Source organism: uncultured Tateyamaria sp. (assembly GCF_947503385.1).
Taxonomy (GTDB): domain Bacteria; phylum Pseudomonadota; class Alphaproteobacteria; order Rhodobacterales; family Rhodobacteraceae; genus Tateyamaria.
This window is the reverse complement of record NZ_CANNDO010000002.1, coordinates 419,167-444,187: the sequence shown is the minus strand read 5'-3', so window position 1 is coordinate 444,187 and position 25,021 is coordinate 419,167. Positions and strand designations below refer to the sequence as shown.

Genomic DNA, 25,021 nt, shown 5'->3' with positions numbered 1-25,021 from the left:
GCGATGGCAGCCGACCTTACAATCATCCTGCCGGAAATCCTGCTGGCGTGTTTTGCCATGCTGGGACTGATCATGGCGGTCTACACGTCCAAGGACGGAATGGCGTCGCCACTGCTCTGGGCGACATCAGCCGTGTTTCTCGCCATTGCCGTCTGGATCGGGTTCACCGGTGCGGGCACGAATGTGGCCTTCAACGGGATGTTCGTGGACGATGCGTTTTCACGCTTTGCCAAGGTCACGATCCTCGTGTCTGCTGCCGCCGTGCTGCTGATGAGCGAAGGCTATATGTCGAGCCGCGGCCTTTTGCGGTTCGAATACCCCATGCTGGTGGCGCTGGCCGCAGTGGGCATGATGATGATGGTGTCCGCAGGCGATCTGATGGCCCTGTATATGGGGCTCGAACTGCAATCTCTGGCGCTTTATGTTGTGGCCTCGCTGCGCCGGGATTCGGTAAAATCCACCGAGGCGGGCCTCAAATACTTCGTGCTGGGCGCGCTGTCATCGGGCCTGCTGCTCTACGGCGCATCGCTGGTCTACGGCTACACCGGAACCACGCTGTTTTCGGGTATTGTCGAAGTGGCGAGCGAGGGCGCGTCGCTGGGCCTGCTCTTTGGCCTCGTGTTCCTCATGGCAGGCTTTGCCTTCAAGGTGTCGGCGGTGCCGTTCCACATGTGGACGCCAGACGTCTATGAAGGCTCGCCCACGCCGGTCACGGCCTTTTTTGCCACCGCGCCCAAGGTGGCGGCCATGGCGCTCTTTGCCCGCGTCATGCACGACGCCTTTGGCGGCGCGATTGCTGACTGGCAGCAGGTCATGGCGCTCTTGGCGGTACTGAGCATGTTCCTTGGCGCATTCGCGGCCATCGGGCAGACCAACATCAAACGCCTGATGGCGTTTTCGTCCATCGCCCATATGGGCTACGCGCTGATGGGGTTGGCTGCGGGCACGGTGCTGGGTGTGCAGGCGATGCTGATCTACATGGCGATTTACGTCACCATGAACGTGGGCACCTTTGCCTTTATCCTGATGATGGAAAAGGACGGCCAGCCGGTCACGGATATCAATGCGCTGCGTCTGTACCACCGGCAGGAGCCTGCCAAGGCGCTGGCGATGCTGGTGCTGCTGTTTTCGCTTGCGGGTGTGCCACCCTTCCTGGGCTTTTTTGGCAAGCTCTATGTGCTGCGTGCGGCCTATGAAGGTGGTCTGGAATGGCTTGCCATTGCCGGTGTGGTCGCGTCAGTGATCGGGGCCTATTATTACCTTCGCATCGTGTTTTTCATGTATTTTGGCGACACGCAGGAAGAGGGTCTGAACGGCGGCAAAAGTCCGGTGCTGTGGGGGATGCTGATGGCGTCTGCGGTGCTGATGTTTGTGTCGATCTTGCCGGTCATCAATATGTTTGGCGTCGAAAGTGCTGCGGCTGCGGCTGCGACCGTACTGGTGAACTAGGCGCTTCGTGGCAGATCGGCCCTCCGGGGGGGATTTTTTTGGGACAGAGACGGGGTGGCCCTTGGGCTATGGCCGGATCGTGTTGCAATCCGTTGATTCCACGTTGAGCGAGGCGGCGCGCGTGGCGCCGGAATTGGCAGGCCCTGCGTGGATTTTGGCACATCGACAAACGGCGGCACGCGGGCGGCGTGGGCGTCCATGGGCGATGCCCGTCGGGAATTTTGCCGCAACCCTCGTGATGCCGGTGGCCGGACCTCCGGGACAGGCGGCGCTGCGGTCCTTTGTAATGTCGCTGGCATTGCGAGACGCATGTGTGGCCGCGACAGGGCGCGAGGATGCCTTTGCGCTAAAATGGCCCAACGATGTGTTGCTGCGCGGCGGAAAGCTGGCCGGGATCTTGTTGGAGACGGTCGGGCCCGCGCATTTGGCCATTGGCGTGGGTGTGAACCTTGTGGCCGCTCCGTCCGCGGATGAGGTGGAACCGGGGGCGGTGCCGCCCGTCGCGCTCAGGTCATTGGGTGTGGACGTGGCGGCGGAACCGTTTTTGAACCTGCTTGCGGATGCCTTTGCCCGGCACGAAGCGCAATTTACCACCTACGGATTTGCGCCCATTCGCACAGCGTGGCTGGCCCATGCCGCGCGATTGGGTGAGGTCATCACGGCGCGTACGACACATGACAGCCAGACCGGCACATTCGTCGACGTGGACGGCGATGGGCAACTTGTTCTAGAGACGGCCAAGGGCCGGGTGCACATCCCGGCGGCGGATGTCTATTTCTGAAGGGGCGCACATGCTTCTGACCATCGACTGCGGCAACACCAACACCATGTTCTCGATCTGGGACGGGGCGGCGTTTATTGCCACCTGGCGTACGTCCACGGAATGGCAGCGCACGGCGGATCAATACTATGTCTGGCTGTCTTCGCTTATGGGGTTCCAGAAGCTGGATGTGGAGATCACGGATGTGATCATCTCGTCCACCGTGCCGCGGGTCGTGTTCAACCTTCGGGTCCTGTGCGACCGTTACTTCAATTGCCGCCCTTACGTGGTGGGCAAATCTGACTGCCTGCTGCCTGTGGATCCGCGGGTGGACGAAGGCACGCAGATTGGGCCCGACCGCCTGGTCAATACGGCAGGGGCCTATGACCGCTGCGGCGGCGATCTGATTGTGGTGGATTTCGGCACCGCGACCACGTTTGACGTGGTGGCGAGCGACGGGGCCTACGTGGGCGGTGTGATCGCGCCGGGCGTAAACCTGAGCCTTGAGGCGCTGCACAATGCCGCCGCCGCTCTGCCGCATGTCGATATCACCAAGCCGCAAGCTGTGGTGGGGACAAACACGGTCGCCTGTATGCAGTCAGGGGTCTTTTGGGGTTACGTGGGCCTCGTCCGTGAGATATGTGCCCGGATCAAGGCGGAACGCGCCCGCGACATGCGCGTGATCGCAACCGGAGGTCTGGCGCCGCTATTCCAAGCGACCGAGACCCTGTTTGACGACTATCAAGATGATTTGACGATGCATGGCCTGACGGTCATCTATCGCTACAACAAGGAAAACAGCTGACACAATGAGCAGTGAACGTTTGATCTACCTTCCCCTTGGTGGGGCGGGTGAAATTGGTATGAATGCCTATGTGTACGGGTATGGGGCGCAGGATGAAGAGCGGTTGATCGTGGTCGACATGGGTGTGGCCTTTCCCGACATGGACGGCTCGCCCGGTGTGGACCTGATCCTGCCGGACGTTGAGTGGTTGGCCGAGCGCCGTGATCGCATCGAGGCGATTTTTGTAACCCACGCCCACGAGGACCATGTGGGCGCTGTGTCCCACACTTACGAGCGGCTTGGCGCGCCAATTTATGCGCGCCCCTTCACGGCGAATATCGCGCGGCGCAAAATGGCCGAGTATGGCCATCCGGACGAGGCCGTGCGCATCGCGGCAGCTTGGCCCGATCAGGTGCAGGCGGGCCCGTTCAAGGTGGGCTTTTTGCCGATGTCGCATTCGATCCCCGAAAGTGCAGCACTTGTGATCGACACGCCTGATGGCCGCGTCATCCACTCGGGCGATTTCAAGCTGGACCCGACGCCGATTGTGGGCGAGCCCTTTGATCCGGACCTTTGGGCCGAGGTGTCAAAGGATGGAGTCAAGGCTCTGATCTGCGATTCGACCAATGTGTTTTCGCCCCATCCGGGCCGGTCCGAGATGAGCCTTGGGCCCGAGATCGAAAAGCTGGTGCGGGGCCATGACACGGGCATGGTTGTGGCAACGACGTTCGCCTCCAATGTTGCCCGCGTGAAAACACTGGCCGAGGCGGGGGCCAAGGCGGGTCGGTCAATTGTCCTTCTGGGCCGCGCAATGCGGCGGATGATCGAGGCAGCGGTGGAAACGGGCGTGCTGCGTGATTTCCCCACAACCGTCAGCCCCGAGGATGCCAAGAACATCCCGCGCGAGAACCTGATGCTTCTGGTGACGGGATCGCAGGGTGAACGCCGCGCGGCCTCGGCGCAGCTGGCCAATGGAAAATACATGGGGTTGGAGCTGAAGGAAGGGGACCTGTTCCTGTTCTCGTCCAAGACAATTCCCGGCAATGAAAAAGGCGTCATCCGCATCATGAACATGCTCTCGGAAAAGGGTGTGGACGTGGTGGATGACTCCTCTGGCCTGTACCACGTGTCGGGCCACGCCAACCGCCCGGACCTAGAGCAATTGCAGGACATCGTGCAGCCACAGATCGTGGTGCCCATGCACGGCGAACACCGGCACTTGCGCGAACATGTAAAGCTGACCGAATCCAAGGGGCGCCACGGCGTTCTGGCGGTGAATGGGATGATGATCGACCTCAGCGGCAATGCGCCCAAGGTTGCGGGTTACGTTGAAACGGGCCGAACCTATCTGGACGGCTCCGTACAGATTGGCGCGCTGGACGGTGTGGTGCGTGACCGCATTCGCATGGCGCTGAATGGGCACGTGACGGTGACGCTGATCCTTGATGAAGAGGATGAACCGCTGGGTGATCCATGGTGCGAGTTGATGGGCCTGCCGGAAACAGGTCGGTCGAATGCGGCACTGGTGGATGTGCTCGAAGCGGATTTGAGCCAGTTTTTGGGCCGTGCGGATGCCAAAACATTGCGCGACGATGACAGCTTGTCTGATGCGTTGCGGCGGGTTGTGCGTAAAACAGCGCAGGACGAGATCGGCAAAAAGCCGGAGGTGACGGTGGTCGTCAGCCGGATGCACTGAGCCAGGCGTCGGAGTCGCTGCAATTGGTGGCTGAGAGGCCAGACCTACAGTGAAGTGACGTGCTATAGTGTCGGAATGACAGTCGCCAGACATTACGATTTCCGCCGCGTGACTATGGGCGATCTGCCAATGTTATTGGCGTGGCAAATGCAGCCACATGTCCGCGAATGGTGGGATCTAGACGAACCATATGATCAGGAAGGACTAAACGATCCTCGCGTTTCTCGTTTCGTCGTCTCGTTCGAGGAACGGCCATTTGCCTTCATGCAGGATTATTCCGTCCACGGGTGGGAGGATCATCACTTTGCAGAGCTTCCAAAGGGCGCACGAGGGATTGATCAGTACATTGGCGATCCCAAGATGATTGGAGTTGGGCACGGGACTGCTTTCATCGGTGCAAGAATGAGAGTCCTTTTTGACAAGGGTGCGCCAATAATTGCGACTGACCCTCACCCGGACAATGAGCGGGCGATTGCAGTGTACACGAAGCTTGGATTTGAACCGTCAGGGCAGCCTCGGGAATCGCAATGGGGTCGCATACTGCCGATGCTAGCGAAGCCCTAGGGGTGCCGCCATGAACGACCGGTTCGTCCCGCAATTGCGAACACCTGTCGGGTTTGCAAAAGAGGTGTTTGCGGGACGCGGCTTGGTCCGGTGAACGGATGGCTAGCTGGCCATCCGCTCTTCAAAGCTGAGTTCGATAAAGCTGGGCGTATGTTCCCCAAGACCGACAACCTTGTTCCCGCCGCGATCATCGCGACCTGACGACCGACCGCGACCGCCTCGGCTGCGCGAAGGTTTGGGTGTCTCGTCCTGCTTGGTCTCTTGCAGCTCCGCTGCTGCTTCGACCGGCGCTTCGGACTTGTCCTCGGATTTCGGAGGTTTGCGCGATCGGGTGCGTTTGGGCTTGTCTTCGGTGGGCTCTTTGGGCTCTTCCACCTCGGGTTTTTCGGACTTCAGCGGGTTGTCGAGGCGGGGGATTTCCTTCTGGATCAGCTTTTCGACCGCGTCGAACTGCTTTTCATCACGGGGGATGCAGATGGTGATGGCCTTGCCTTCGCGGCCCGCGCGACCGGTGCGGCCAATGCGATGCACGTAGTCCTCCGGGTGGCCCGGGACGTCGAAATTGAACACGTGGCTGACCGACGGCACATCAAGACCGCGCGCGGCCACATCAGAGGCCACCAGAATGCGCAGTTCATTGTTGCGGAACCCGTCCAGCGTACGCGTGCGTTGTGACTGGTCCAGATCGCCATGGATCGGAGCCGCATCATATTTGTACTTTTTCAAGGACTTGGCGACGATATCCACATCCGTCTTGCGGTTGCAGAAGATAATCGCGTTGGTCAGCTTGTCGCCCTCGGCGTCGATCAGGGCGCGCAGCACCTTGCGCTTTTCCGACGCCTCGCGGTCACGACGCGAGCCTTTGAACATCAGAACACCCTGTTCGATCGTCTCGGAAGCGGTGGCCTGACGGGCCACTTCGATCCGGGCGGGATTGCTCAGGAAGGTGTTGGTGATCCGCTCGATCTCGGGCGCCATTGTGGCGGAGAAAAACAGCGTCTGGCGTGTAAACGGCGTGAGGCCAAAGATGCGTTCGATGTCGGGGATGAACCCCATGTCAAGCATCCGGTCGGCCTCATCCACCACCATGACCTTGACGTCCGACAGGATCAGCTTGCCCCGTTCGAAATGGTCGAGCAGACGGCCCGGTGTGGCGATCAGCACGTCGACGCCCTTGTCGATGGCCAGATCCTGTTCCTTGAAGCTGACGCCGCCGATCAGAAGTGCCTTGGTCAGTTTGACGTATTTGGAATAGGTGTCGAAGTTCTCGGCCACCTGTGCGGCCAGTTCACGCGTGGGGCACAGCACAAGGCTGCGAGGCATCCGCGCGCGTGCGCGCCCCCGGGCCAGCGCGGTGATCATCGGCAGCGTAAAGCTGGCAGTTTTGCCGGTGCCGGTCTGAGCGATGCCCAGCACGTCGCGCCCGGCAAGAGCGTGCGGAATCGCATCTGCCTGAATGGGTGTGGGTGTTTCGTAACCGGCCTCTTCGACCGCTTTCAGAACCTTTGGATTGAGATCCAGATCAGAGAATTTTGTCATTTATGTCCGTGAGTTGCGGACACTGACTTGGCCCGCTGCATCATTGATGTCGGCCCGCGTGGCCCAAAGGGGCAACCTCGCCCCGACATGCTGCGCGTGCATAACAGAGGCGCTTATGCGCGTCAAATCGCCATGTCAGGGAAATGCGTGCGCATGTGTTCGCCAAGCGACAGGTCATGCAGGCGCAACAGCCCCTGCGCGTGCAGGCGGGCGCGCAAATCCGGACTGTCGCCGATCACCTCGTCATAAAAGGCGCGCAGACCTGCGTCGCCATCCTGCGCCTGGATCGTTGACAGCATGTCGTGGATTGACAGTCCGCCATCCTCGGGCGGCAGGGCTGCCTTGATCTCGGGCCGGTACGAGCCCTTTTGCAGGCGGTAGGCAAACGCGGCACGCCACGCCTCCCAAGATGCGGCGTGGCAATGGGCGAGGTCAACCTGCACAAGTTCGGTGGCAGGCAGGCGCACATCATTGTGCAGCGCATCGTGAATCTGAACGGAGATGTCGGGTTGACCTGTGCGAACAAAGACCTTGCCTGCTGCGTGGCTGACAAAGCCTGCTTTCAGGTAACGGCCAAAATTGGGATAGAGCGCCGCAACGATACGGTGCCGGTCAGGACCTGCAGGGATGAACGCCTTGAACGCGTCATGGCTGCCGCCCAGCATCTCCATCGGACGGGCGCGGGCGGCGCGTGTGTCCGGGGGCAATCTGTCCAGCATGTCGGGCAAGGGGTGGGCGGGAACGAGGAATTCGTCCACGTCCATATGGATCAGCCAATCCACCTCGGTCCTGCGATTGTAGGCGTGGGTCGCGTTGAGCGTCTGGCGCACCTGATGCCGCGCAGGGTGCTTGCCGATCAGACGTTTCCAATGTGCTGTGTCGCAGGTCTGCACCCGGATTTTCGGATGAGCTTTCAGCGCCTTGAACGCCTCTGCATTGTCATCATCAAGGTACAGATACAGCCGGTGCGCGCCCAGTTCGAGGTGATAAGCGGCAAAGCGCAGGATATCATCCACGGGGGCAAGGATCGTCGTGGATATGCCCCATCTGGCCATGATCTACCCCTCCAACGTGCCGAAATGCTGCGCGACCTTTGCATCAAGGTTGAGCGTTTCGGTGCGCAAAAGTCCAGCGTCGTTCAACCGCTCCAGCCGGTCTGGTGTGGGGCTCGACAATTCGCGGTGCAGCGCGCGCAAGGCGTCGGGATCGGGGTCCTCCAGCAAGGTGCGGATCAACAGGCCAATCGGGTTCATCTTGCCCTTGCGATTGTGATAACTGCCCTTGTCCAGCCGGTATGTCATGTGCCGCCGGAACGTCTCGAAATCGGGGGCATGGGCGTGCCCCAACTCCAACCCCGGCAGCGATGCGCCGCTCCAGACTTTGTTCCCGAAATGGCGCAAGGCGTGAATACCGAGGCTGACATTCTGCAACCCCGTCCGGGCGAATACCTTGGGCGATGTGGTGCTGAGAAAGCCTCCTTTGATGTACTCGCCAAAGGTCGGGTAGATCACGCGGCGCTTGCTGGCCCGTGCGTAGCGTTTGAAATGGTGCGGATCGCCCTGCGTGTCCATCATCTCGACCGGGGACAGGTTGACGTGCGTGTCGTCGGCGCTGACACGTGCCAGCAGATCGGGCAAGGGGCCGGGGGCAAGGATGAACTCATCCACGTCGATATGGGCCAGCCAATCAAGGGACGTTGCCCGGTAAACCCTTGATGCATTGTAGATTTGTCGCATCTGGTGGGTGGACGTTGTCCGATCCGGGCGGTCTTGCCAATAGGTCGCATCGCATTGGATAAACTGGATACGCGGGTGGGCCAGACGCGCGGCGATGGCTGGGTCGGGCGTGTCCAGATGGATGTGCATCCGGTGAACACCCAGATCAAGATGATAGGCCGAAAACCGGGCGATCTGGAGCAGCGGCGCCTTTACAGTGGTGACGATGCCCCAGCGCAGGGTGGCTGCGTCCCGGTTGACGGGTTGCGGCACGGTGAGCGTGGGTGTGTCGGCTCCGTTCAGACCATCATCTCCTTGGTGGCAGTCAGGGTCACGTCCGGATAATCGCGCGCCACCCGGTCGATGTCCCATTGCAACCGCGTGAGGTAAACGATGTCGCCGTCATGGTCGTGCGCGATGTGTTGCTTGTTGGAATCTGTAAACTTATCAATGGCTTGTTTGTCACCGTTCACCCACCGCGCCGAGGTAAACTGCGATTGTTCGAACCGTACGGGCAGCCCGTATTCCAGTTCGATCCGGCTGGCGAGCACTTCGAATTGCAGCGCACCCACAACACCGACGACAAAGCCTGACCCGATGGACGGCTTGAACACCTTGGCGGCACCTTCCTCGGCAAACTGCATGAGTGCTTTTTCCAGATGTTTTGCCTTGAGCGGATCACCCGCGCGCACACCTTGCAGCAGTTCCGGCGCAAAGCTGGGGATGCCGGTGACACGCAGCGCCTCGCCCTCGGTCAGCGTGTCGCCGATGCGCAACTGGCCGTGGTTGGGGATGCCAATGATATCACCGGCCCATGCCTCTTCGGCCAATTCACGGTCAGAGGCGAGGAACATCACCGGATTTGAAATGGCCATCGGTTTTTTCGACCGCACATGGGTCAGCTTCATGCCGCGTTTGAAGTGACCAGAGGCCATGCGGACAAAGGCCACGCGGTCGCGGTGCTTGGGGTCCATGTTGGCCTGCACTTTGAAGACAAAGCCGGAAACCTTTGATTCCTCTGGTAGAATCTGGCGCGGCTCTGCGCTTTGAATCTGCGGCTCCGGCCCGTAGCGCGCGATGCCTTCCATCAGTTCCTTGACGCCAAAGGAATTGATCGCCGAACCGAACCAGATCGGGGTCAACGTACCCTGCAACATCGCCTCAGCATCCAGCGGGGGCAGCAATTCACGCGCCATTTCAAGCTCTTCCCGCAGTTGGTTCAACTGCGCTTCGGGCACGTGATCCGCCAGTTTTGGATCGTCGAGGCCGTTGATCTCAATGCTTTCCGCGACCTTGTTGCGGTCGGCGCGGTCCATCAGTTCAAGCCGGTCGCGCAGGATGTCGTAGCAGCCGATAAAGTCGCGGCCAACGCCGATCGGCCAAGACGCAGGCGTTACGTCAATGGCGAGGTTTTCTTGGATTTCGTCAATGATCTCAAAGGTGTCGCGGCTTTCCCTGTCCATCTTGTTACAGAACGTCAGGATTGGCAGGTCGCGCAGGCGGCACACTTCGAACAGCTTTTGTGTCTGGCTTTCCACACCCTTGGCCCCGTCGATCACCATAATCGCGGCATCCACTGCGGTGAGTGTCCGGTAGGTGTCTTCGGAAAAGTCCGAGTGGCCGGGTGTGTCTACAAGGTTGAACCGGAACGTGTTGGTTTTGCTTGTGAAATCAAAGGACATGGCCGAGGCCGAGACAGAAATCCCGCGGTCCTTTTCCATCGCCATAAAGTCTGACCGCGTGCGACGCGCCTCACCTTTCGCGCGCACCTGACCGGCCATCTGAATGGCCCCGCCAAAGAGCAGGAATTTCTCGGTCAATGTGGTCTTGCCCGCGTCCGGGTGCGAGATGATCGCAAAGGTCCGGCGGCGGGCAATTTCGGGCGGCAATTCAGGGCGGTTGTCCAACATGAGCGCCGTATATCGGGGCGAACCCAAGGGGACAAGCAGCGGCACACATGCCGACACACGCCACGCGCCATTTCGGTGCGCCCTGACAGCCTGGTGACAAAATCTGTCAGCATTGGGAGCTAGGCAGTGGGCATTCACTTAATTGGAAGGACAGACCCATGACCCTCGACGAGATCGCGCAAAAACTGGTGGACGGATGCCGCACCGGCAAGGAAACGGAAAACCTCGGCGCGCTGTATGCCGAAGACGTCGTATCGGTTGAACCTGTGGATCACGGCATGGGCCGCGAAGCCGTCGGCATGGCCGCGCTCAAGGGCAAGCACGCATGGTGGGACAGCACGTTCGAGATGCTCGAAACCGACGTGTCGGACCCATACCCCCATGGTGACGACCGTTTTGCCGTGATTTTCGAGGTGAAGGCCAAGAACAAGGAAACCGGCGAAGTCTCGGACATGAAAGAGGTCGCCGTGTACCACGTGGCGGGTGGCAAGATCGCGCGGGAGGAGTTCTTTTACGCCTCGTGATCCGCTTTGGCGGCGCAACCGGATGCGGTGGGGTGCACCGTGTCCGGCTGTGACCGGCGCTTCGGTACAGATGGTGCGCGCGGTTGGGCTTCAGCCGCGCTGCATCGTTTCTGATGTGGCGCGTTTCTACACAGATGGCCCGCCATATCCCCGGCAGCCGCCAGACCGGCAAAGTATGTTGTGGCTCAAGGTCGCGCGATCAGAACATCGCAGGGCGGGTCACGCATCAGATCGATCGACAATGAACCCAAAATCGCACGGGCCGACCCCACGCGACCGTGCGCGCCAACGGCGATCAGATCCGCATCGCCGCAATCCGCGAGGCCGCACAGGATGGGATAGGGTGATCCCGGCATGATCTCGGTCTTGCCCGCGCCCGCGGGCAAGTCGGCTGTGGCGCGCCACGCGACGTCCTGAGTGACCGCCTCCTTGTGGAAGGCATTGGCAAGGTCTGCCGCCGCCGCAGATGTCTGGCCCAACATTCCGCTATAGGGCACATGCAGCGCGTGGATCAGCCGGGCCTTTGCATGTCGGTTGAGCGACAGGGCAAGTTTGAGGGACGCGGTACTTGCAGGCGAGAAATCGCAGGCCGCCACCACCTTGTCATAGCTGTGATCGACCGCATCCTTGACCAGCAGCACGGGATTTGACGTCCGCCTTACAATCCGCTGCATTGTGGTTTCGCGCAGCGTGTCAAGAAAGGGCCGGGGGCGGTGTATACCCATCACCAGCAGGCACAGCGCATCATTGTGGGCGTAGTGCAGGATTTCATGTGTCGGGTCGCCCACGCGGATCACAATGTCATGGGCCACGCCGTCACCGAGGGTGGCCACAAACCTGTCCAGTTCCATCTCGGCCTTGGCGTGCAACATGTCCGTCAGATCGGCAGGCATGGCGTCGTCCAGCACCATCAGTACGGTCACCGGCAAGCCGTGCGTGCGCGCCAGATCGAACGCCCGGCGCACCGCGCGGTCCGACCGTGGTGACATGTCTGTGGCCACGAGAATGTTGGTCAGCTTTGGCATCGCACGTCCCTTGTGTTTCGCTTGGACACATGGTGGCGGGCAGGGGATCAGGACGCCTTGATTTTGCTCAATCGCCCGGCGCTTTAGCGCATTGATGCACGGCGCAGGATTTCGGCGGCATCAGGCCGGTCGAGCAGCGTTTCGGTCACGTCGAGCCCGGACAGCCCGTTTTGGCTGTGTGGCGCGATCACGGCGCGCACCTCATCCGGGACCACCGGCGTGGTGCGGGTGTTGACCAGCATGGATTCCGCGGCAATGCCCTCGGCATAGATGATCTGGTGCGTGTCGAACAGCAGTTCGAAATAGTCGACAAAGCCTCCGTCCTGCACCACCACGCTGTCGCCGTTCACAAGCAGCCGCGCCTTGACCAGCAATTCAGAGCGGCCCGCGCCCAGCTTGTCGCTGCGTTGATAGATGAACAGGCGGTGATCGGGCGACACGACCAGATCGTGCAGATTGTTCAGCGTGCCCGCCCGGATGCGGATCGGGGCAAAATCGCCCACTGCGCGCACGGTGGACTGGCCGATCCAGCGCAGCGCCTGCACCCCGTCGTTGCGGGTCAGAACGCGGTCGCCGGGTTTGAGATCCTCAATCGGTGTTTGCGCGCCCGATGCCATAGTGATGTGGGTGCCGCGGGTGAACCGCGCGCAGGCAAGGTGGGCAAACTTTTCGCGCGCCCCTGCGGGGTCGATGCCAACCAGCGCATAGGGCGTCATGGGCAGCAGTGCTGCCAGCGGCAGCAGGTACACTGCCTCGATATTACCATCGCTGTCGACCTCGACCAGCACGATAGCGTCGGTGACGATCCCGTCGGGCGGCATCAGCGTTATGGCACAATCAAGGTGGATGGCCGCGCCCGGAGTGCCCAGCGGGCTGTCGGCCGCAACGGTCATATGAGCGGCATCCGTGGCGTGCAGGGACAGACGTTCGGTCGCGGCATCCGGTGCCAGCGTATAGACGTCGTCTAGCATCAGGTCATCGCCACAGCCCAGCGTGTCGCCCCGGTTCGCACCATCGCTCACGTGCAGCGCATCGGCGCGGTACACGGGCAGGCTCTGGGCGGGGCTGGCGTTGGTCGGTGTCATGGGCGTGTGCTCGGGGTTTCGAGAACGCTTAGCCTAGGATTGTGGCGCTGTTCGGTCAACGGTTCGGCGTTTTGCTGGCGCATTGTTGAGCGGCGCGTTACCTCTGGTCAAACATCCAAATGGGGAGAGACATCATGGATCTGGGAATTGCTGGCAAGCGCGCGCTTGTATGTGCATCATCCAAAGGGTTGGGCCAGGGCTGCGCTGAGGCGCTCGCGGCAGCGGGCGTGCATCTGGTGATGAATGCGCGCGGCTCCGATGCGCTGGAGGCCTCGGCAGAGGCCATTCGTTCGGCGCACAGTGTCGAGGTGACAACCGTGGCCGCAGACGTGTCAACAGATGCGGGACAGGCGCAGGTTCTGGAGGCCGCCGGGGATGTGGACATTTTGGTGAACAACGCGGGCGGCCCGCCACCGGGCATGTGGACGGATTGGGACCGTGACGATTTCATCAAAGCGCTGGACGCCAACATGCTGGCCCCCATTGCGCTGATCAAGGCGCTTGTGCCGGGCATGATGGATCGCGGTTGGGGGCGGGTCGTCAACATCACCTCGCAATCGGTGAAAGCGCCGATCGCGGTGCTGGGCCTGTCCAATTCCGCGCGCACGGGACTGACGGGTTATGTCGCGGGCACGTCGCGGCAAGTGGCCGGATCGGGCGTCACGATCAACAATTTGCTGCCCGGCATTCACGCAACAGACCGCGCGGACGCGCTGGATGGTGGGGTGGTGGCCGCCCAAGGCATCACACTGGACGAAGCGCGCGCGCAGCGCGCGGCAACGATTCCCGCCGGGCGCTACGGCACGCGCGAAGAGTTTGGCGCAGCCTGCGCATTCCTGTGCTCGCAACATGCCGGTTTCATTGTGGGGCAGAATCTGCTGCTGGATGGCGGGGCGACCTTGGCAACGATCTAGGGCGCGCCGCGCCTGCTGCCAAAACGTGGCACGAATGTCGTGCATCTTTGGCGCTACACAGACAAGGAGCCCGCCATGGCCAAAGCCGCGCCGACATTCTCGCTCAAGGATCAGCTGTTCAATGCGGACAGTCTGGGGGATTTGGCGGATGACTTCGCCGCCGCAGTGCCGGGATTTGACCGCGACGCGTTTCACACCGCCGCCCTTTCGGGCGTCAAAGAGCGTACGCTGGTGGCGTGCCTTGACTGGTTCGCCGATTGTCTGGAGCCCTATCTGGCACCGGATTTTCCAACCATGGCCGACCAGCTGGAGGCGGCACTGCCGCCCCGGTTGGACCCCGGCCTGCGCGACGATGACTTTGGCCGCTTTATCCATGCAGTGCCCGGCGTGCTGGCGGCGCGCCACGGGTTGGAGGATCACCGGGAGCGGGCGCTTGACCTGCTCCACGCCGCGACCCAGCGGTTTTCGATGGAGTTCTACATCCGCCCGTTCCTCAACCGTTGGCCGGAGCAGACGCTGGCGCGGCTCCGCAAATGGGCCGAGGATGACAATTACCACGTGCGCCGTCTGGTGAGCGAAGGCACGCGGCCCAAACTGCCGTGGGCGCGCAAGGTGGACCTGACCAGCGACCAAACCCTGCCTTTGCTGGACCGCCTGCAGGCGGACCCGACGCGGTTCGTCACGCGGTCGGTGGCCAATCACCTGAATGACGTCGCCAAATCCGAGCCAGAGGCGGTACTGGGGCGCCTGAGGTCGTGGAATGCGGATGCCACGCAGTCTGCCAAGGAACGCGACTGGATGCGGCGTCACGCGCTGCGCACGTTGGTCAAGGACGGGCATCCGGGCGCGATGGAGATGCTGGGGTATCGCAGTGACGCCGACGTCGCGGCGGATTTGGTCATTGAGACGCCGGAGGTGAATTTGGGCGACGCGCTGCGGTTTCGCGTGGCGTTGTCTGCGCAGGATGTGACACCGGTCATCGTCGATTACCGCATCCGTTTTGCCCGCCCCGGCGGGCGCAGCGGTGAAAAAGTGTTCAAACTGAAAGTCGCCCGCGTGACAGAGGGCCAGCCGTTGATCCTGACAAAGGCGCATATGCTAAAGGCCAACGCGACCACATTCGAATTGCATCCCGGCACACACGGGCTGGTGGTGCAGGTGAACGGAGTGGACCGCGCCAGCGGTACGTTTGACATCCAAGCACGCTGATCACGAAAGGAACCAATAGGTTCACAACCGCGTCACCCCCGGTAGCGCGGGCTTGGCCTGCCTGCTAGGCCGCAGGTCACCTTGCCTGCGGAAAGACCTCTTTCATGTCTCCATTGCTCCTGATCGCCCTGTTTACATTGCTGATCGGGGTCAGCGTGCTGTCCGCCCCGCACCGGGCGAGCGTAGAGGGGTTTTTCTCTGGTCGCATGGCGGGACGGGCACCGGGCTTGTGGGTGCTGGTCCTCAGTCAGGTCACCACGTGGATTTTTGCCCGCAGCCTGATGAATGCCGCAATCCTCGGCTATTTCTATGGGATTGCCGGGACGCTGGCTTATGCCGCGTATTACGGCAGTTTCCTGACCGGCGGGTTCATCGTGGGACGGCTGCGCGCGCGCGGGGCCACGTCGGTGCAAGACTGGTTGCGGGCGGGGTTCGGGCCTGTGGGCACAAGCGCCTACAACGTCGTGATCGCGCTCCGGCTTCTGTCGGAAGTGTTTGCCAATCTGTTGGTCGTCGGCCTGATCGCCAGCGCAGTGATTGCGGGTGGCGGCACCACAGCTATTCTGGTCGTGGCTGTGGTCGGTCTTGCCTATTCGGCATGGGGCGGGTTGGGGGCTGCCCTACGGACGGATGTGGCGCAAATGGCGGTGTTTCTGGCCGTATTTGCTGTGGCGTTTTTGTATCTGATTCTTTGCGCCGAATTCTCTTGGGGTGCGGTTTTAACTGCGCCCGGCACGGCAGGGGCATATAACGGCTGGGTGTTGTTGGCGGTGGCGGCGCTTCAGGTGTTTTCCTACCCCGCGCATGATCCGGTGATGATGGATCGCGGTTTTCTCGCGGACGAGGACACGACACGGCGGTCATTTCTCCATGCGTTTTGGCTGTCGACGCTGTTGATTGTGGGGTTCGGGTTTTTTGGCATTCAGGCCAGCCTCGTCGGGGCCGCGTACCAGTCCGAATTGATCGGCACATGGGGACAGATGTTTCCCACATGGGTTTTTGCCGCGCTGATGCTGTCGCTGCTGGTCTCGGCGCTGTCCACGCTTGATTCAGCGTTGGCCTCCGCAGCCCGGCTGGTGGTTGAAGAGTTGCGCTGGGCGCCCCGGTCATTGCGCGGCGGGCGTGTGGTCATGGTGGTGTTCATGGCGTTGGGCGCGTTGCTTACGGTGTGGGGCAATGCGACGCTGTTCGATGCGGTCGCCGTCAGCGGCACCGCTTCGCTGTTCCTGACGCCGGTGCTGATTGTGGGGCTGGTCATGCGACGGCGCGTGGCGCTTTGGGCGTATCTCATGGCGTTTGGGGCGGCCGCAGCGGGAGCCTTCGCCTATTTTGGACGCGGCTGGCCACTGTTTGCGGGCGTGCTGCCCGACGGGCACAAATACGAACAGCTGCTGGTGATTTGCTTGGTCGTTCTGGCGGTGGGATTTGCCGCAGTGCTTGCGGGGGCGCGGCGGGCCTGATACGCCACCGACTGTTTTAATCGGGAATGTGTCACGGTGACCGCACCACGGCTGGAAATTCGCAACCTTGTGCGCACATTTGGCGACCGGCGGGTCGTCGATGGGGTGTCGCTGAGCATCGAGGCGGGGCAGGTCACATGCCTGCTGGGCCCGTCGGGCTGTGGCAAGTCCACCACGCTGCGGATGATCGCCGGCGTCGAGATGCAGGACAGCGGTGAGATCCACGTAGATGGCGCGCTGATCTGTGACACGGTGTTCCGCGTGCCGCCTGAACGGCGTGAGATTGGCCTCATGTTTCAGGACTTTGCCTTGTTCCCGCATTTGAGCGTGGCCGACAACGTGGCCTACGGGCTGGTGGGGACGCGGGCTGAAAAACGCGCACGGGTCGCGGAGATGCTGGACCGGGTGCATATGGGACGGTTCATCGATGCCTATCCACATCAGTTGTCCGGCGGAGAGCAGCAGCGCGTGGCGCTGGCGCGGGCGCTGGCCCCGCGGCCCCGGATCATGCTGATGGACGAGCCGTTTTCGGGCCTCGACAACCGGTTGCGCGATGGCATCCGGGACGAAACACTTGCCATTCTGAAGGAAGAAGACACCGCCGTTCTGCTGGTCACGCATGAGCCGGATGAGGCGATGCGCATGGCGGACGAAATCGCGTTAATGCGCGATGGACAGATCGTACAGCGCGGCGCGCCTTACAACGTCTACACCCGGCCCGCAGATCAGAAATCCGTGGCTTTTTTCAGTGATGCCAACAAATTGCGGGCCAAAGTTGAAGGTGCGCTTGCGATGACGGCCTTTGGTCGCTTCCTTGCCCCCGGCGTGCCGGATGGGACGGATGTCGACATCGTGTTCCGCCCCCAGCACGTGAAGATCGACTTTGACCGGGCAGGGGTTGGCCCGGCGCCAACCGCCGCCGAAGGCACGGCGGCGCGCGCGCAGGTGATCCGGGCGCGATTCATGGGGCATGAAAGCCTCGTGGAATTCCGGCTGGACGACGATGGGACGATCATGCGCGCGACGGTGCCGGGCGTGTTCCTGCCGCAGCCCGAGACGGTGATGTGGCTGCGCATCCGGCGCGACAAATGCTTTGTATTTCCCGTGGAGGAGGACGCCTGATGGGGCCAATGATCGTGGAATTTGGTCTGGGCACGTCCTTGCGCCGGGGCAGCTACACCGAGGCTGCGGCGCGGGCGGTGCGGGCGGCGCTTTGGCGCAACTCCATCAACCTTGCAGAATATATGGGCGTGGCCAAAGAGGACATGCGCATCGCGGTGCATATCGGCTGTGCGCAGCCCGAACTGGTGGATGTGTCGGTTCTGGCGGATGTGTTCCCCTACGGCGCGACAGCGTTTCAGATCCGCAAGGGCGGGCTGGACGTGGCACGGCCCGAGGGGACGGGTGCGCCGACCGTGATGGCTCAGGCCGCACTGGTGGTGTCGGTGGAGAAATCTGATGACTGAACAGCGGCTGATCATCGAAATGGCGCAGGGTGTGGACCTGCACGGGCGCGACGACACCAAGGCTGCACGCCGTGCGGTCGAACAGGCGCTGCAAGGTGCGTCACTGCCGATCTTTGGCACATTGGGTGTCGACCGGGGCGCGATGCGGATCGTTGTCCACGTTGCAGTGCCGCGGCCTGAAGCGGTTGACGTGGACCTGATCGCGGGTCTGCTGCCTTACGGGGTGGTCGAAGTTGTACCGAAGCAGGGCGGGCTGGACGTACCTGTGGGCGACGAGGTGCACGTCATGGCCGTCGCCGCGATCGAGGTGTTTCTGCCCAAGCGCTAACGCGTGACGGACCCAAACCAGCGGCAGGCTCGGAATGGTTCAAAATCAGGTGCGCGGACCGAAGCGGACCTGCGCAGAATGGGTTTTTTACTCCAGCATCGAGGGTATTGTTCTTTGCAGTTACGGACCCGAAGTGGTCATTTGACGGCGAAATTCGATGAACGCTGACCCTCATGTGCGCGTCTTGTACGGACGCTCTCAAGGCCGGCGTGTCCCGCTTAGACAGCTTTGTCGCTGATCAGACGCATCCCGAGATGTGCGGGCGGGGTTCCGACGGCGCATCCGCCGCGCGCGGGGTCGCGGATCAGATAGGACATCGCTGCGAGGTGTTCGCCACCCACAAAAAACGCGGGACAGCGATCGGTGGCGGTTCCGTTGTCCAGCCCGTCATAGCATTCCATCGTCCATTCCCACACGCTGCCATCAAGATCGACAACGCCTTGGGGGGAGGCAGAAAAGCTGCCTTGAGGCTTGAGCGCCCGTGGGGCGAGGCCTTCGATGAGGTAGCTGGACGCCCATGTCAGGGAGGGGTCGGTAAAGAGTGGATCGGGCTTGTCGGGAAGAACCGCGGCGGCCAATACATCCCATTCGCCCGCAGTGGGCAGCCGAAAGATGTGACGGCTTTTGCGGTTAATCCATGCGACATATTGCTGAACGTCAACATAGCTCAGCCCGGTGGCAGGCGTTGTGACCGGATCTTGGTCGGGCCTTGAGCGCAGGGTGAGCGCGCAGGCACCATCGTTTGCGCATCTGTTCCATTCGGCCACGGTGACTTCGAATTTTTGCACATAGAGCGCACGTCCGTCGGGCATGACCACAGCCTGTTCGGCCATTACGGGCACATAGGCGGGGTCCGGGCCGCGCTGCAAAAGCGCGACCCAAGCGATGCCTGCCGCTGCAAGGCTGAGGATGGCAAAACGAACGAACGTCTTTCCACGTCTTGTTTCCGGGTTTGCAGCGGCGGACATCGGTCATTCTCCCTTTCTTAGGTTTCGAAACTACGTGGGGCGACGACCTGCTCCATCAGTGCGTTGTCCCACTGGCCTTCGACAACGACATGCGCGGTTGCACCCAGCATCACACCTTCGATCAGGTTGTGGTTGACGTAGGCGTAAACGCCCGGTTGTTCGAACGTATACATCGCGGCCACAGCGCTGCCGCCCCGCACAAACCACGTTTCCATGTCCTGAAGCGGCGCGTCGGTAAAGGACGATTCCCAGACATAATTGCCGTGCCCGCCGATCAGGTGGGGACGCGAGTCGCGGTTCGCCTGATTGTGGATCATCAGGACGGTTTCACCCACATTGGCCTTGATTGCGCCTTCCCCGGTCAGGGCACCAACGGCACCGTTGAACACCGAATGGGTCGGGATCAGACCGCGCATCACCTCAAGACTGTCGGCATAGTCATCGCCCGCCGCCTCATAGGTGCGGTAGTCGCCGTTTTCATCCTTGGGCAGGTAGTAATCCTGCTCGCCGAAATAGGCGATGCGGTCGTAGCGCAGCGGGTTGCCGTCCTTGTCCTTGAGCCCGTCGCGCGGCAGCACCATGATGGCGCCGTTCATGCCGTGGGTGACGTGATAGGGGATCATGTCGCCGCCCGGTGCGCAGTGATAGGTGAAACAGCCGGGTTTTGTCGCCTTCCAGCGCAACATGCATTCCTCGCCGGGATAGACATGGGTCAGGCCACCGCCACCCAAAGCGCCGGTCGAGGCGTGGAAATCGATATTGTGTTCCATCATGCTGGAGGTCGGGTTGCGCAGGGTCAGTTCGACCATGTCGCCCTCGTGGACGATGATCAGCGGCCCCGGAACCGACCCGTTATAGGTTAGCGCCCAGACGCTTGCGCCGTTGTCTTCGTCGACGACCATCAGGCGCTCTTCGGTCTCCATTGTGATTTCGACGATCTTTGGGCCACCTGTGGCGACCTGTTCGTGTTCAGGTGCAAAGGGGGGCGCCACCAGTTCCTGTTTGACCCGTGTGTAGCCCGACAGATCGGCAGGTTTCGCATTGGTTGCGGCGTCTTCTGTCCCTGCGACGCGATACAGGTTCTTGGACGTTGCGTTTACCCCGTGAAGTTTGGGTGCGCGCGGCGCTGACATTGCAGCGGCCCCTGTCATGGCGGCTGCGCCCGCAAGCACACTGCCGCGCAGCACATTGCGGCGGCTGGTCTTCACGAGTCCGGGGTTGATGCGTTTGGTCATGGTGCCCTCCTATGGGGTTTGGCTGGTCGACAGGCGCGACACCGCGCCCGCTGACGACTGGAAATGTTCAGAGATTGCCGAGTTGAGCCTCGAAACGCTCTTTGGCTTTGGGTGGCACACGGCCTTCGAAGAAATCCGCAGGGACCTGTGCATCACCGACAGCGATGGTCATCACCATGCCCATGGCAAAGTGCGGTTTGCAGATGACGCCGTAGACGCCTTGGGTGTCGAGCGTGACTTCGATCTCTTCGTTGATCTTGCCTTTGAAGGCTTCGGCACCGTCGGGCAGCATACCTTTGTTCACTTCGGCATTGTGGCCCTTGGTGGTGGCTAGAAATTTGATCGTGTCGCCGGGCTGGGCCTGCACGAACGCAGGTTCAAAGACCATGCGTTCACCGTCGGACCCTTTGTTGAGCATTTGAACCTCGAAGGTTTCGGCAAACGCCGCGCTCCCCATCAGGGCGGCGAGGGTCAGGCCGGATACAACTGTGCGAAACATCTGTGTTTTCCTTTCAGTTCGCGGTGTGCGTTGAAGCCAAATCTATCGGACGGAGAAAACGGGAGTTTGCGCTGGCTCAAACTTTGCGCCGATGCGCGCAGCGGTGTGGCGCCACCGACAAGTATCTGTCCTGCCTATGGTAACTGTGCGACAGTGCCCGGAATGACCGAGTTGCAACCGCACAAGATATTGCCGCGGCTTGACGAAAGCCTGCTGACGCATTTGCCTCCGTTCTCAAGGCTCGAGCGGCGGCACATCCGCACGATCCTCGATCAGGCCACCGCGCGCCGGTACGACGCGGGGGTCGCGATATTTGATGAGGGCGCGCCTGCGGAGAGGTTCTTTATGCTGCTCGATGGCTATGTGCGCGTGGTCCGGGTGACCCAATCGGGGGAGCAGGTGACGGCGCTGCATATCCCGGCGGGGCAGCTTTTGGGGATTGCCAAGGCGGTGGGGCGTGACACGTACCCTGCCACCGCAGTGACCGCGACCGAGTCGATCGCTCTAAGTTGGCCAATGCGGCTGTGGGAGAGTTTCGTCGCGGATTACGAGGGCTTTGCCACAGAGACATACAAAACCGTCGGTGACCGGATGGGCGAGATACACAACCGGGTCATGGAGATGGCAACCCAACAGGTCGAACAGAGGGTGGCGAACGCCCTGCTGCGGCTCATCAATCAGTCAGGCCGCAAGGTTTTGGACGGGATCGAGATTGACTTTCCCATCACGCGGCAGGATCTGTCCGAACTCACCGCGACGACGCTGCACACGGCAAGCCGCCTGCTCAGCGCGTGGGAAAAACAGGGGCTTGTGCGCAGCAAACGCAAGCGCGTGACCGTGCTGGACCCGCACGCGCTGGTTGTCATTTCGCAGCCAAAGTCCGGGCTATAGGCCGGTTGCCGCCAACAACTCGGCCACAAAGGCGTCTTCGTCCAGATCGTATTCCCGGCACGCATCGACAAGGGTGTGAAACGGACTGACGAGGCAGCCAACGCACAGCATCCTGTGACGCGCGAAAACGGGGATGGTCTCGGGCCAGCGCGTCATGAGGTCTGCCAGCGGCATATCGGGATCGTCGATTTTCATCTCTCGCATCGGTCTCTCCTGATGGGGCGAGACTAGCCACTCAAAGACGCCAAACGTTGCGCTGGCACAAACTTGTGCGCATCGCGCCACGCTAGTGATCGGTCATCCCGCAACCAAGGAGACCGGCTCATGGCGGACATTCTGACAAAATCACGGGCGCGAAACATCTTCTACGGGGGCTCGATATTCTTCGTCTTGGTTTTCGTAGCGATGACCGTTCACTCGCACAGATACGTGGTCACCACGTCGACCGCAGGCATGGACCTGAGCGAGGCCGTGATCCACGGCAAACATGTGTGGGAAAGACACTCATGCATCAACTGTCACAGCCTGCACGGCGAGGGCGCATATTTTGCGCCTGAAGTTGGCAACGTGATGACGCGCTGGGGTGTGCTCGACAGTCCCGAAGACGCTTTCGAAACCCTCAAGGCATGGATCGAAAGCCAGCCCACCGGCATCGAAGGCCGCAGGCAGATGCCCAAATACGAGATGACCGACGAGGACATTCGCGGACTTGCCGAATTCCTGCGCTGGGCGGACCAGACCGACACGCAGGGCTGGCCGCCCAACGACGCCGGATAAGCAGGCGAGCGCAATCCGAACAGTGGACCCCGCTTTTCGGAGCAATTGCGCCACAAAAAAGGAACACAGAATGAAATATCAATCACAGAACGTGGCCTACTGGTACTTTCTCGCTGCCATGGCGCTGTTCGGCGTTCAGGTGCTGGGCGGGCTTCTTGCGGGCTGGATCTATGTCTCGCCCAATTTCCTGTCCGAGCTTTTGCCGTTCAACGTCATCCGCATGATCCACACGAACGCGTTGATCGTCTGGCTGCTGTTGGGCTTTTTCGGCGCGGCCTATTTCCTAATCCCGGAGGAATCCGAGCGCGAGATATGGTCGGCCAAACTGGCCTATATCCAATTGGTCATTCTGCTGGTGGGCACGCTGGGTGCTGTCGGCTCTTATCTTGTTGGTATCCATGGCGGGCGCGAGTTTCTTGAACAACCGCTCTGGGTAAAGTTCGGCATCCTCGTTGCGGCGCTTATTTTCCTGCTCAACATCTCGATGACCGTCCTGGCGGGCAAAAAGACTGCAATCACCAGTGTGCTGCTGATGGGCCTTTGGCTGCTGTCGCTGCTTTGGGTTTTTGCCTTTATCAATCCCGACAACCTCAGCCTCGACAAGATGTATTGGTGGTTCGTTGTGCACCTGTGGGTGGAGGCGACATGGGAATTGGTGATGGCCGCAATCCTCGCCTTCCTGCTTCTGAAACTGACGGGTGTGGACCGCGAAGTGGTGGAAAAGTGGCTGTATGTTATCGTGGCGACCGCGCTGTTTTCCGGCATCCTCGGGACCGGGCACCATTTTTACTGGATTGGATTGCCGGGCTATTGGCAGTGGGTCGGTTCGATCTTTTCGACGCTTGAAGTCATCCCGTTCTTTCTGATGATGAGCTTTGCCTTTGTCATGGTCTGGAAGGGCCGCAAGAACCATCCGAACAAAGCCGCCCTGCTGTGGTCGCTTGGGTCCGCGACGGTTGCCTTTTTCGGGGCGGGCGTCTGGGGGTTTCTGCACACGCTGCACGGTGTGAATTTTTACAGTCACGGCACGCAGATCACCGCAGCCCATGGGCACCTTGCGTTTTTCGGAGCCTATGTGGCGCTGAACCTTGCGATCTTTACCTACGCCATGCCGATGCTGCGGCAGCGCGCGCCCTATAATCAGGTGCTCAACATGGTCTCGTTCTGGCTGATGACCGGCGGCATGGCCTTTATGACCTTTGTGCTGACCTTCGCCGGGACAATCCAGACGCATATGCAGCGGGTCATCGGCGACTATTACATGACGGTGCAGGACGATCTTGCGATCTTCTACCTGATGCGGTTCGGCGCAGGTTTGGCCGTCGTTCTGGGTGCGCTTCTTTTCATTTATGCGCTGCTGGTGGTGCGCAAGGCCGAGGTCATCGCACCCGGTCCGGCCAACCCCGTGCCGGGAGAATAGGCCATGAATGTCGCAACCCCACCGCGTTTGCCGTTCTACCAGCCGACGGGCCGCGAATGCGACCTGTTCGAGGCGGCCCATGACAACGGTTTGCCCCTTCTTCTGAAGGGGCCGACCGGCTGCGGCAAGACACGTTTTGTCGAACACATGGCGGCGCGTCTGGGCAAGCCGCTGTATACTGTCGCCTGCCATGACGATCTGTCGGCGGCGGACCTGATCGGGCGCTATCTGCTGAAAGGCGGCGAGACCGTCTGGGTCGACGGACCGCTGACGCGCGCCGTGCGCGACGGTGGTATTTGCTATCTCGACGAGGTGGTGGAGGCGCGCAAGGACGTCACCGTGGTGTTGCACCCGCTGACGGACACGCGGCGCACGCTGATGATCGACCGCACGGGCGAGGAACTGGTGGCACCTGCGGCGTTCATGCTGGTGGCCAGTTACAACCCCGGCTACCAGAACGTGCTGAAGCGGTTGAAACCGTCGACCCGGCAGCGGTTCCTGTCGATCAGCTTTGACTTTCCACAGGCGGACACCGAGATCGCGGTGGTTGCCGCGGAAAGCAGGCTGGAACCGGGCCGCGTCGCGCCGCTGGTGCGGCTCGCGGGCCATATTCGCAACCTGAGCGGCATGGACCTGGAGGAAGGCGTGTCGACCCGTCTGCTGATATATGCCGCGACTTTGATGGCCGGTGGTGTGGGCGTCGCCCAAGCGCTTGACGCGGCAATCATAGAGCCGCTGAGCGATGAGCCGGACGTGCAGCAAGCGCTGCGCGATCTGGTCAGCACGATCTACGGGTGAGGGCC

Annotated in this window: 26 protein-coding genes; 16 read left to right on the top strand and 10 right to left on the bottom strand. The window is 61.3% G+C overall.

Annotation, left to right across the window (positions count from 1 at the left end; translation table 11 throughout):
- The first annotated feature begins 3 nt into the window (after positions 1-3).
- The 5 genes from nuoN to Q1A85_RS08110 all read left to right on the top strand — a co-directional run bounded on the left by nuoN (position 4) and on the right by Q1A85_RS08110 (position 5,253).
- Entirely contained in the window at positions 4-1,449 is a 1,446-nt protein-coding gene (gene nuoN / locus Q1A85_RS08130) for an NADH-quinone oxidoreductase subunit NuoN (RefSeq protein WP_299687155.1), read from the top strand.
- Positions 1,450-1,510: 61 nt separating this feature from the next.
- Complete coding sequence (locus Q1A85_RS08125) at positions 1,511-2,230, top strand: biotin--[acetyl-CoA-carboxylase] ligase (protein WP_299687153.1); 720 nt, start codon at positions 1,511-1,513, stop codon at positions 2,228-2,230.
- Positions 2,231-2,240: 10 nt separating this feature from the next.
- Entirely contained in the window at positions 2,241-3,014 is a 774-nt protein-coding gene (locus tag Q1A85_RS08120; protein ID WP_299687151.1) for a type III pantothenate kinase, read from the top strand.
- Positions 3,015-3,018: 4 nt separating this feature from the next.
- Positions 3,019-4,689 (top strand): ribonuclease J, encoded by a 1,671-nt coding sequence (locus tag Q1A85_RS08115; protein WP_299687149.1) that lies wholly within the window; start codon positions 3,019-3,021, stop codon positions 4,687-4,689.
- Between the two features lie 75 nt (positions 4,690-4,764).
- A complete protein-coding gene (locus Q1A85_RS08110; protein WP_366140572.1) occupies positions 4,765-5,253 on the top strand; it encodes a GNAT family N-acetyltransferase in 489 nt (162 codons plus the stop codon).
- Positions 5,254-5,355: 102 nt separating this feature from the next.
- On the opposite strand, the gene Q1A85_RS08105 is transcribed toward Q1A85_RS08110, so the two are convergent.
- The 4 genes from Q1A85_RS08105 to Q1A85_RS08090 all read right to left on the bottom strand — a co-directional run bounded on the left by Q1A85_RS08105 (position 5,356) and on the right by Q1A85_RS08090 (position 10,417).
- Complete coding sequence (locus tag Q1A85_RS08105; RefSeq protein WP_299687148.1) at positions 5,356-6,792, bottom strand: DEAD/DEAH box helicase; 1,437 nt, start codon at positions 6,790-6,792, stop codon at positions 5,356-5,358.
- A 122-nt stretch (positions 6,793-6,914) separates the two neighbouring features.
- Entirely contained in the window at positions 6,915-7,847 is a 933-nt protein-coding gene (locus Q1A85_RS08100; protein ID WP_299687146.1) for a glycosyltransferase family 2 protein, read from the bottom strand.
- Between the two features lie 3 nt (positions 7,848-7,850).
- Positions 7,851-8,780, bottom strand: a complete 930-nt coding sequence (locus Q1A85_RS08095) for a glycosyltransferase family 2 protein (RefSeq protein WP_299687144.1) — start codon at positions 8,778-8,780, stop codon at positions 7,851-7,853.
- Between the two features lie 26 nt (positions 8,781-8,806).
- Positions 8,807-10,417 carry a peptide chain release factor 3 gene (locus tag Q1A85_RS08090; protein ID WP_299687142.1) on the bottom strand — a complete coding sequence of 537 codons (1,611 nt, stop codon included), beginning with the start codon at positions 10,415-10,417 and terminating at the stop codon, positions 8,807-8,809.
- 158 nt (positions 10,418-10,575) lie between these two features.
- Here Q1A85_RS08090 and Q1A85_RS08085 point away from each other — a divergent pair, with 158 nt between their 5' ends.
- Entirely contained in the window at positions 10,576-10,941 is a 366-nt protein-coding gene (locus tag Q1A85_RS08085) for a nuclear transport factor 2 family protein (protein ID WP_299687140.1), read from the top strand.
- A gap of 185 nt (positions 10,942-11,126) precedes the next feature.
- Here the strand turns inward: Q1A85_RS08085 and Q1A85_RS08080 are convergent, their stop codons facing one another.
- Together Q1A85_RS08080 and Q1A85_RS08075 are read right to left on the bottom strand one after the other, a co-directional pair.
- On the bottom strand, positions 11,127-11,966 hold the full coding sequence (locus Q1A85_RS08080) for a universal stress protein (protein WP_299687138.1): 840 nt from the start codon (positions 11,964-11,966) through the stop codon (positions 11,127-11,129).
- Positions 11,967-12,049: 83 nt separating this feature from the next.
- Entirely contained in the window at positions 12,050-13,051 is a 1,002-nt protein-coding gene (locus Q1A85_RS08075) for a Hint domain-containing protein (protein ID WP_299687136.1), read from the bottom strand.
- Positions 13,052-13,185: 134 nt separating this feature from the next.
- On the opposite strand from Q1A85_RS08075, the gene Q1A85_RS08070 reads away from it, so the two are divergent.
- The 6 genes from Q1A85_RS08070 (at position 13,186) to Q1A85_RS08045 (ending at position 18,428) form a co-directional block, all read left to right on the top strand.
- Positions 13,186-13,965 (top strand): SDR family oxidoreductase, encoded by a 780-nt coding sequence (locus Q1A85_RS08070; protein WP_299687134.1) that lies wholly within the window; start codon positions 13,186-13,188, stop codon positions 13,963-13,965.
- Positions 13,966-14,040: 75 nt separating this feature from the next.
- Complete coding sequence (locus Q1A85_RS08065; protein WP_299687132.1) at positions 14,041-15,174, top strand: DNA alkylation repair protein; 1,134 nt, start codon at positions 14,041-14,043, stop codon at positions 15,172-15,174.
- A gap of 104 nt (positions 15,175-15,278) precedes the next feature.
- Complete coding sequence (locus tag Q1A85_RS08060; protein WP_299687130.1) at positions 15,279-16,634, top strand: sodium:proline symporter; 1,356 nt, start codon at positions 15,279-15,281, stop codon at positions 16,632-16,634.
- 36 nt (positions 16,635-16,670) lie between these two features.
- Positions 16,671-17,756 carry an ABC transporter ATP-binding protein gene (locus Q1A85_RS08055; RefSeq protein WP_299687128.1) on the top strand — a complete coding sequence of 362 codons (1,086 nt, stop codon included), beginning with the start codon at positions 16,671-16,673 and terminating at the stop codon, positions 17,754-17,756.
- Positions 17,756-18,100 carry a Lin0512 family protein gene (locus tag Q1A85_RS08050; RefSeq protein ID WP_299687126.1) on the top strand — a complete coding sequence of 115 codons (345 nt, stop codon included), beginning with the start codon at positions 17,756-17,758 and terminating at the stop codon, positions 18,098-18,100. Before Q1A85_RS08055 ends, Q1A85_RS08050 begins: the two co-directional genes overlap by 1 nt.
- The gene (locus tag Q1A85_RS08045; RefSeq protein ID WP_299687125.1) at positions 18,093-18,428 is read left to right on the top strand and encodes a Lin0512 family protein; all 336 of its coding nucleotides are present in this window, start codon (positions 18,093-18,095) and stop codon (positions 18,426-18,428) included. Before Q1A85_RS08050 ends, Q1A85_RS08045 begins: the two co-directional genes overlap by 8 nt.
- A gap of 218 nt (positions 18,429-18,646) precedes the next feature.
- On the opposite strand, the gene Q1A85_RS08040 is transcribed toward Q1A85_RS08045, so the two are convergent.
- From Q1A85_RS08040 to Q1A85_RS08030, 3 genes are all read right to left on the bottom strand, one after another.
- Positions 18,647-19,396, bottom strand: a complete 750-nt coding sequence (locus Q1A85_RS08040) for an SUMF1/EgtB/PvdO family nonheme iron enzyme (RefSeq protein ID WP_299687123.1) — start codon at positions 19,394-19,396, stop codon at positions 18,647-18,649.
- Positions 19,397-19,413: 17 nt separating this feature from the next.
- Positions 19,414-20,631, bottom strand: a complete 1,218-nt coding sequence (gene nirK / locus Q1A85_RS08035; protein WP_299687122.1) for a copper-containing nitrite reductase — start codon at positions 20,629-20,631, stop codon at positions 19,414-19,416.
- Positions 20,632-20,698: 67 nt separating this feature from the next.
- Complete coding sequence (locus Q1A85_RS08030; RefSeq protein WP_299687120.1) at positions 20,699-21,130, bottom strand: pseudoazurin; 432 nt, start codon at positions 21,128-21,130, stop codon at positions 20,699-20,701.
- A 162-nt stretch (positions 21,131-21,292) separates the two neighbouring features.
- On the opposite strand from Q1A85_RS08030, the gene Q1A85_RS08025 reads away from it, so the two are divergent.
- Positions 21,293-22,021: a Crp/Fnr family transcriptional regulator gene (locus tag Q1A85_RS08025; RefSeq protein ID WP_299687118.1), complete on the top strand. Its 729-nt coding sequence runs from the start codon at positions 21,293-21,295 to the stop codon at positions 22,019-22,021.
- Here the strand turns inward: Q1A85_RS08025 and Q1A85_RS08020 are convergent.
- Positions 22,016-22,225 carry a DUF1858 domain-containing protein gene (locus tag Q1A85_RS08020; protein ID WP_299687116.1) on the bottom strand — a complete coding sequence of 70 codons (210 nt, stop codon included), beginning with the start codon at positions 22,223-22,225 and terminating at the stop codon, positions 22,016-22,018. The two genes, Q1A85_RS08025 and Q1A85_RS08020, sit on opposite strands and share 6 nt — an antisense overlap.
- Positions 22,226-22,345: 120 nt before the next feature.
- Between Q1A85_RS08020 and Q1A85_RS08015 the strand changes: the two genes are divergently transcribed.
- The 3 genes from Q1A85_RS08015 to Q1A85_RS08005 all read left to right on the top strand — a co-directional run bounded on the left by Q1A85_RS08015 (position 22,346) and on the right by Q1A85_RS08005 (position 25,016).
- Positions 22,346-22,798, top strand: coding sequence for a cytochrome c (locus Q1A85_RS08015; RefSeq protein WP_299687114.1), 453 nt, complete (start codon positions 22,346-22,348; stop codon positions 22,796-22,798).
- Between the two features lie 70 nt (positions 22,799-22,868).
- Positions 22,869-24,218 carry a cbb3-type cytochrome c oxidase subunit I gene (locus tag Q1A85_RS08010; protein WP_299687112.1) on the top strand — a complete coding sequence of 450 codons (1,350 nt, stop codon included), beginning with the start codon at positions 22,869-22,871 and terminating at the stop codon, positions 24,216-24,218.
- Positions 24,219-24,221: 3 nt separating this feature from the next.
- On the top strand, positions 24,222-25,016 hold the full coding sequence (locus Q1A85_RS08005) for a CbbQ/NirQ/NorQ/GpvN family protein (protein ID WP_299687110.1): 795 nt from the start codon (positions 24,222-24,224) through the stop codon (positions 25,014-25,016).
- Positions 25,017-25,021 lie beyond the last annotated feature (5 nt).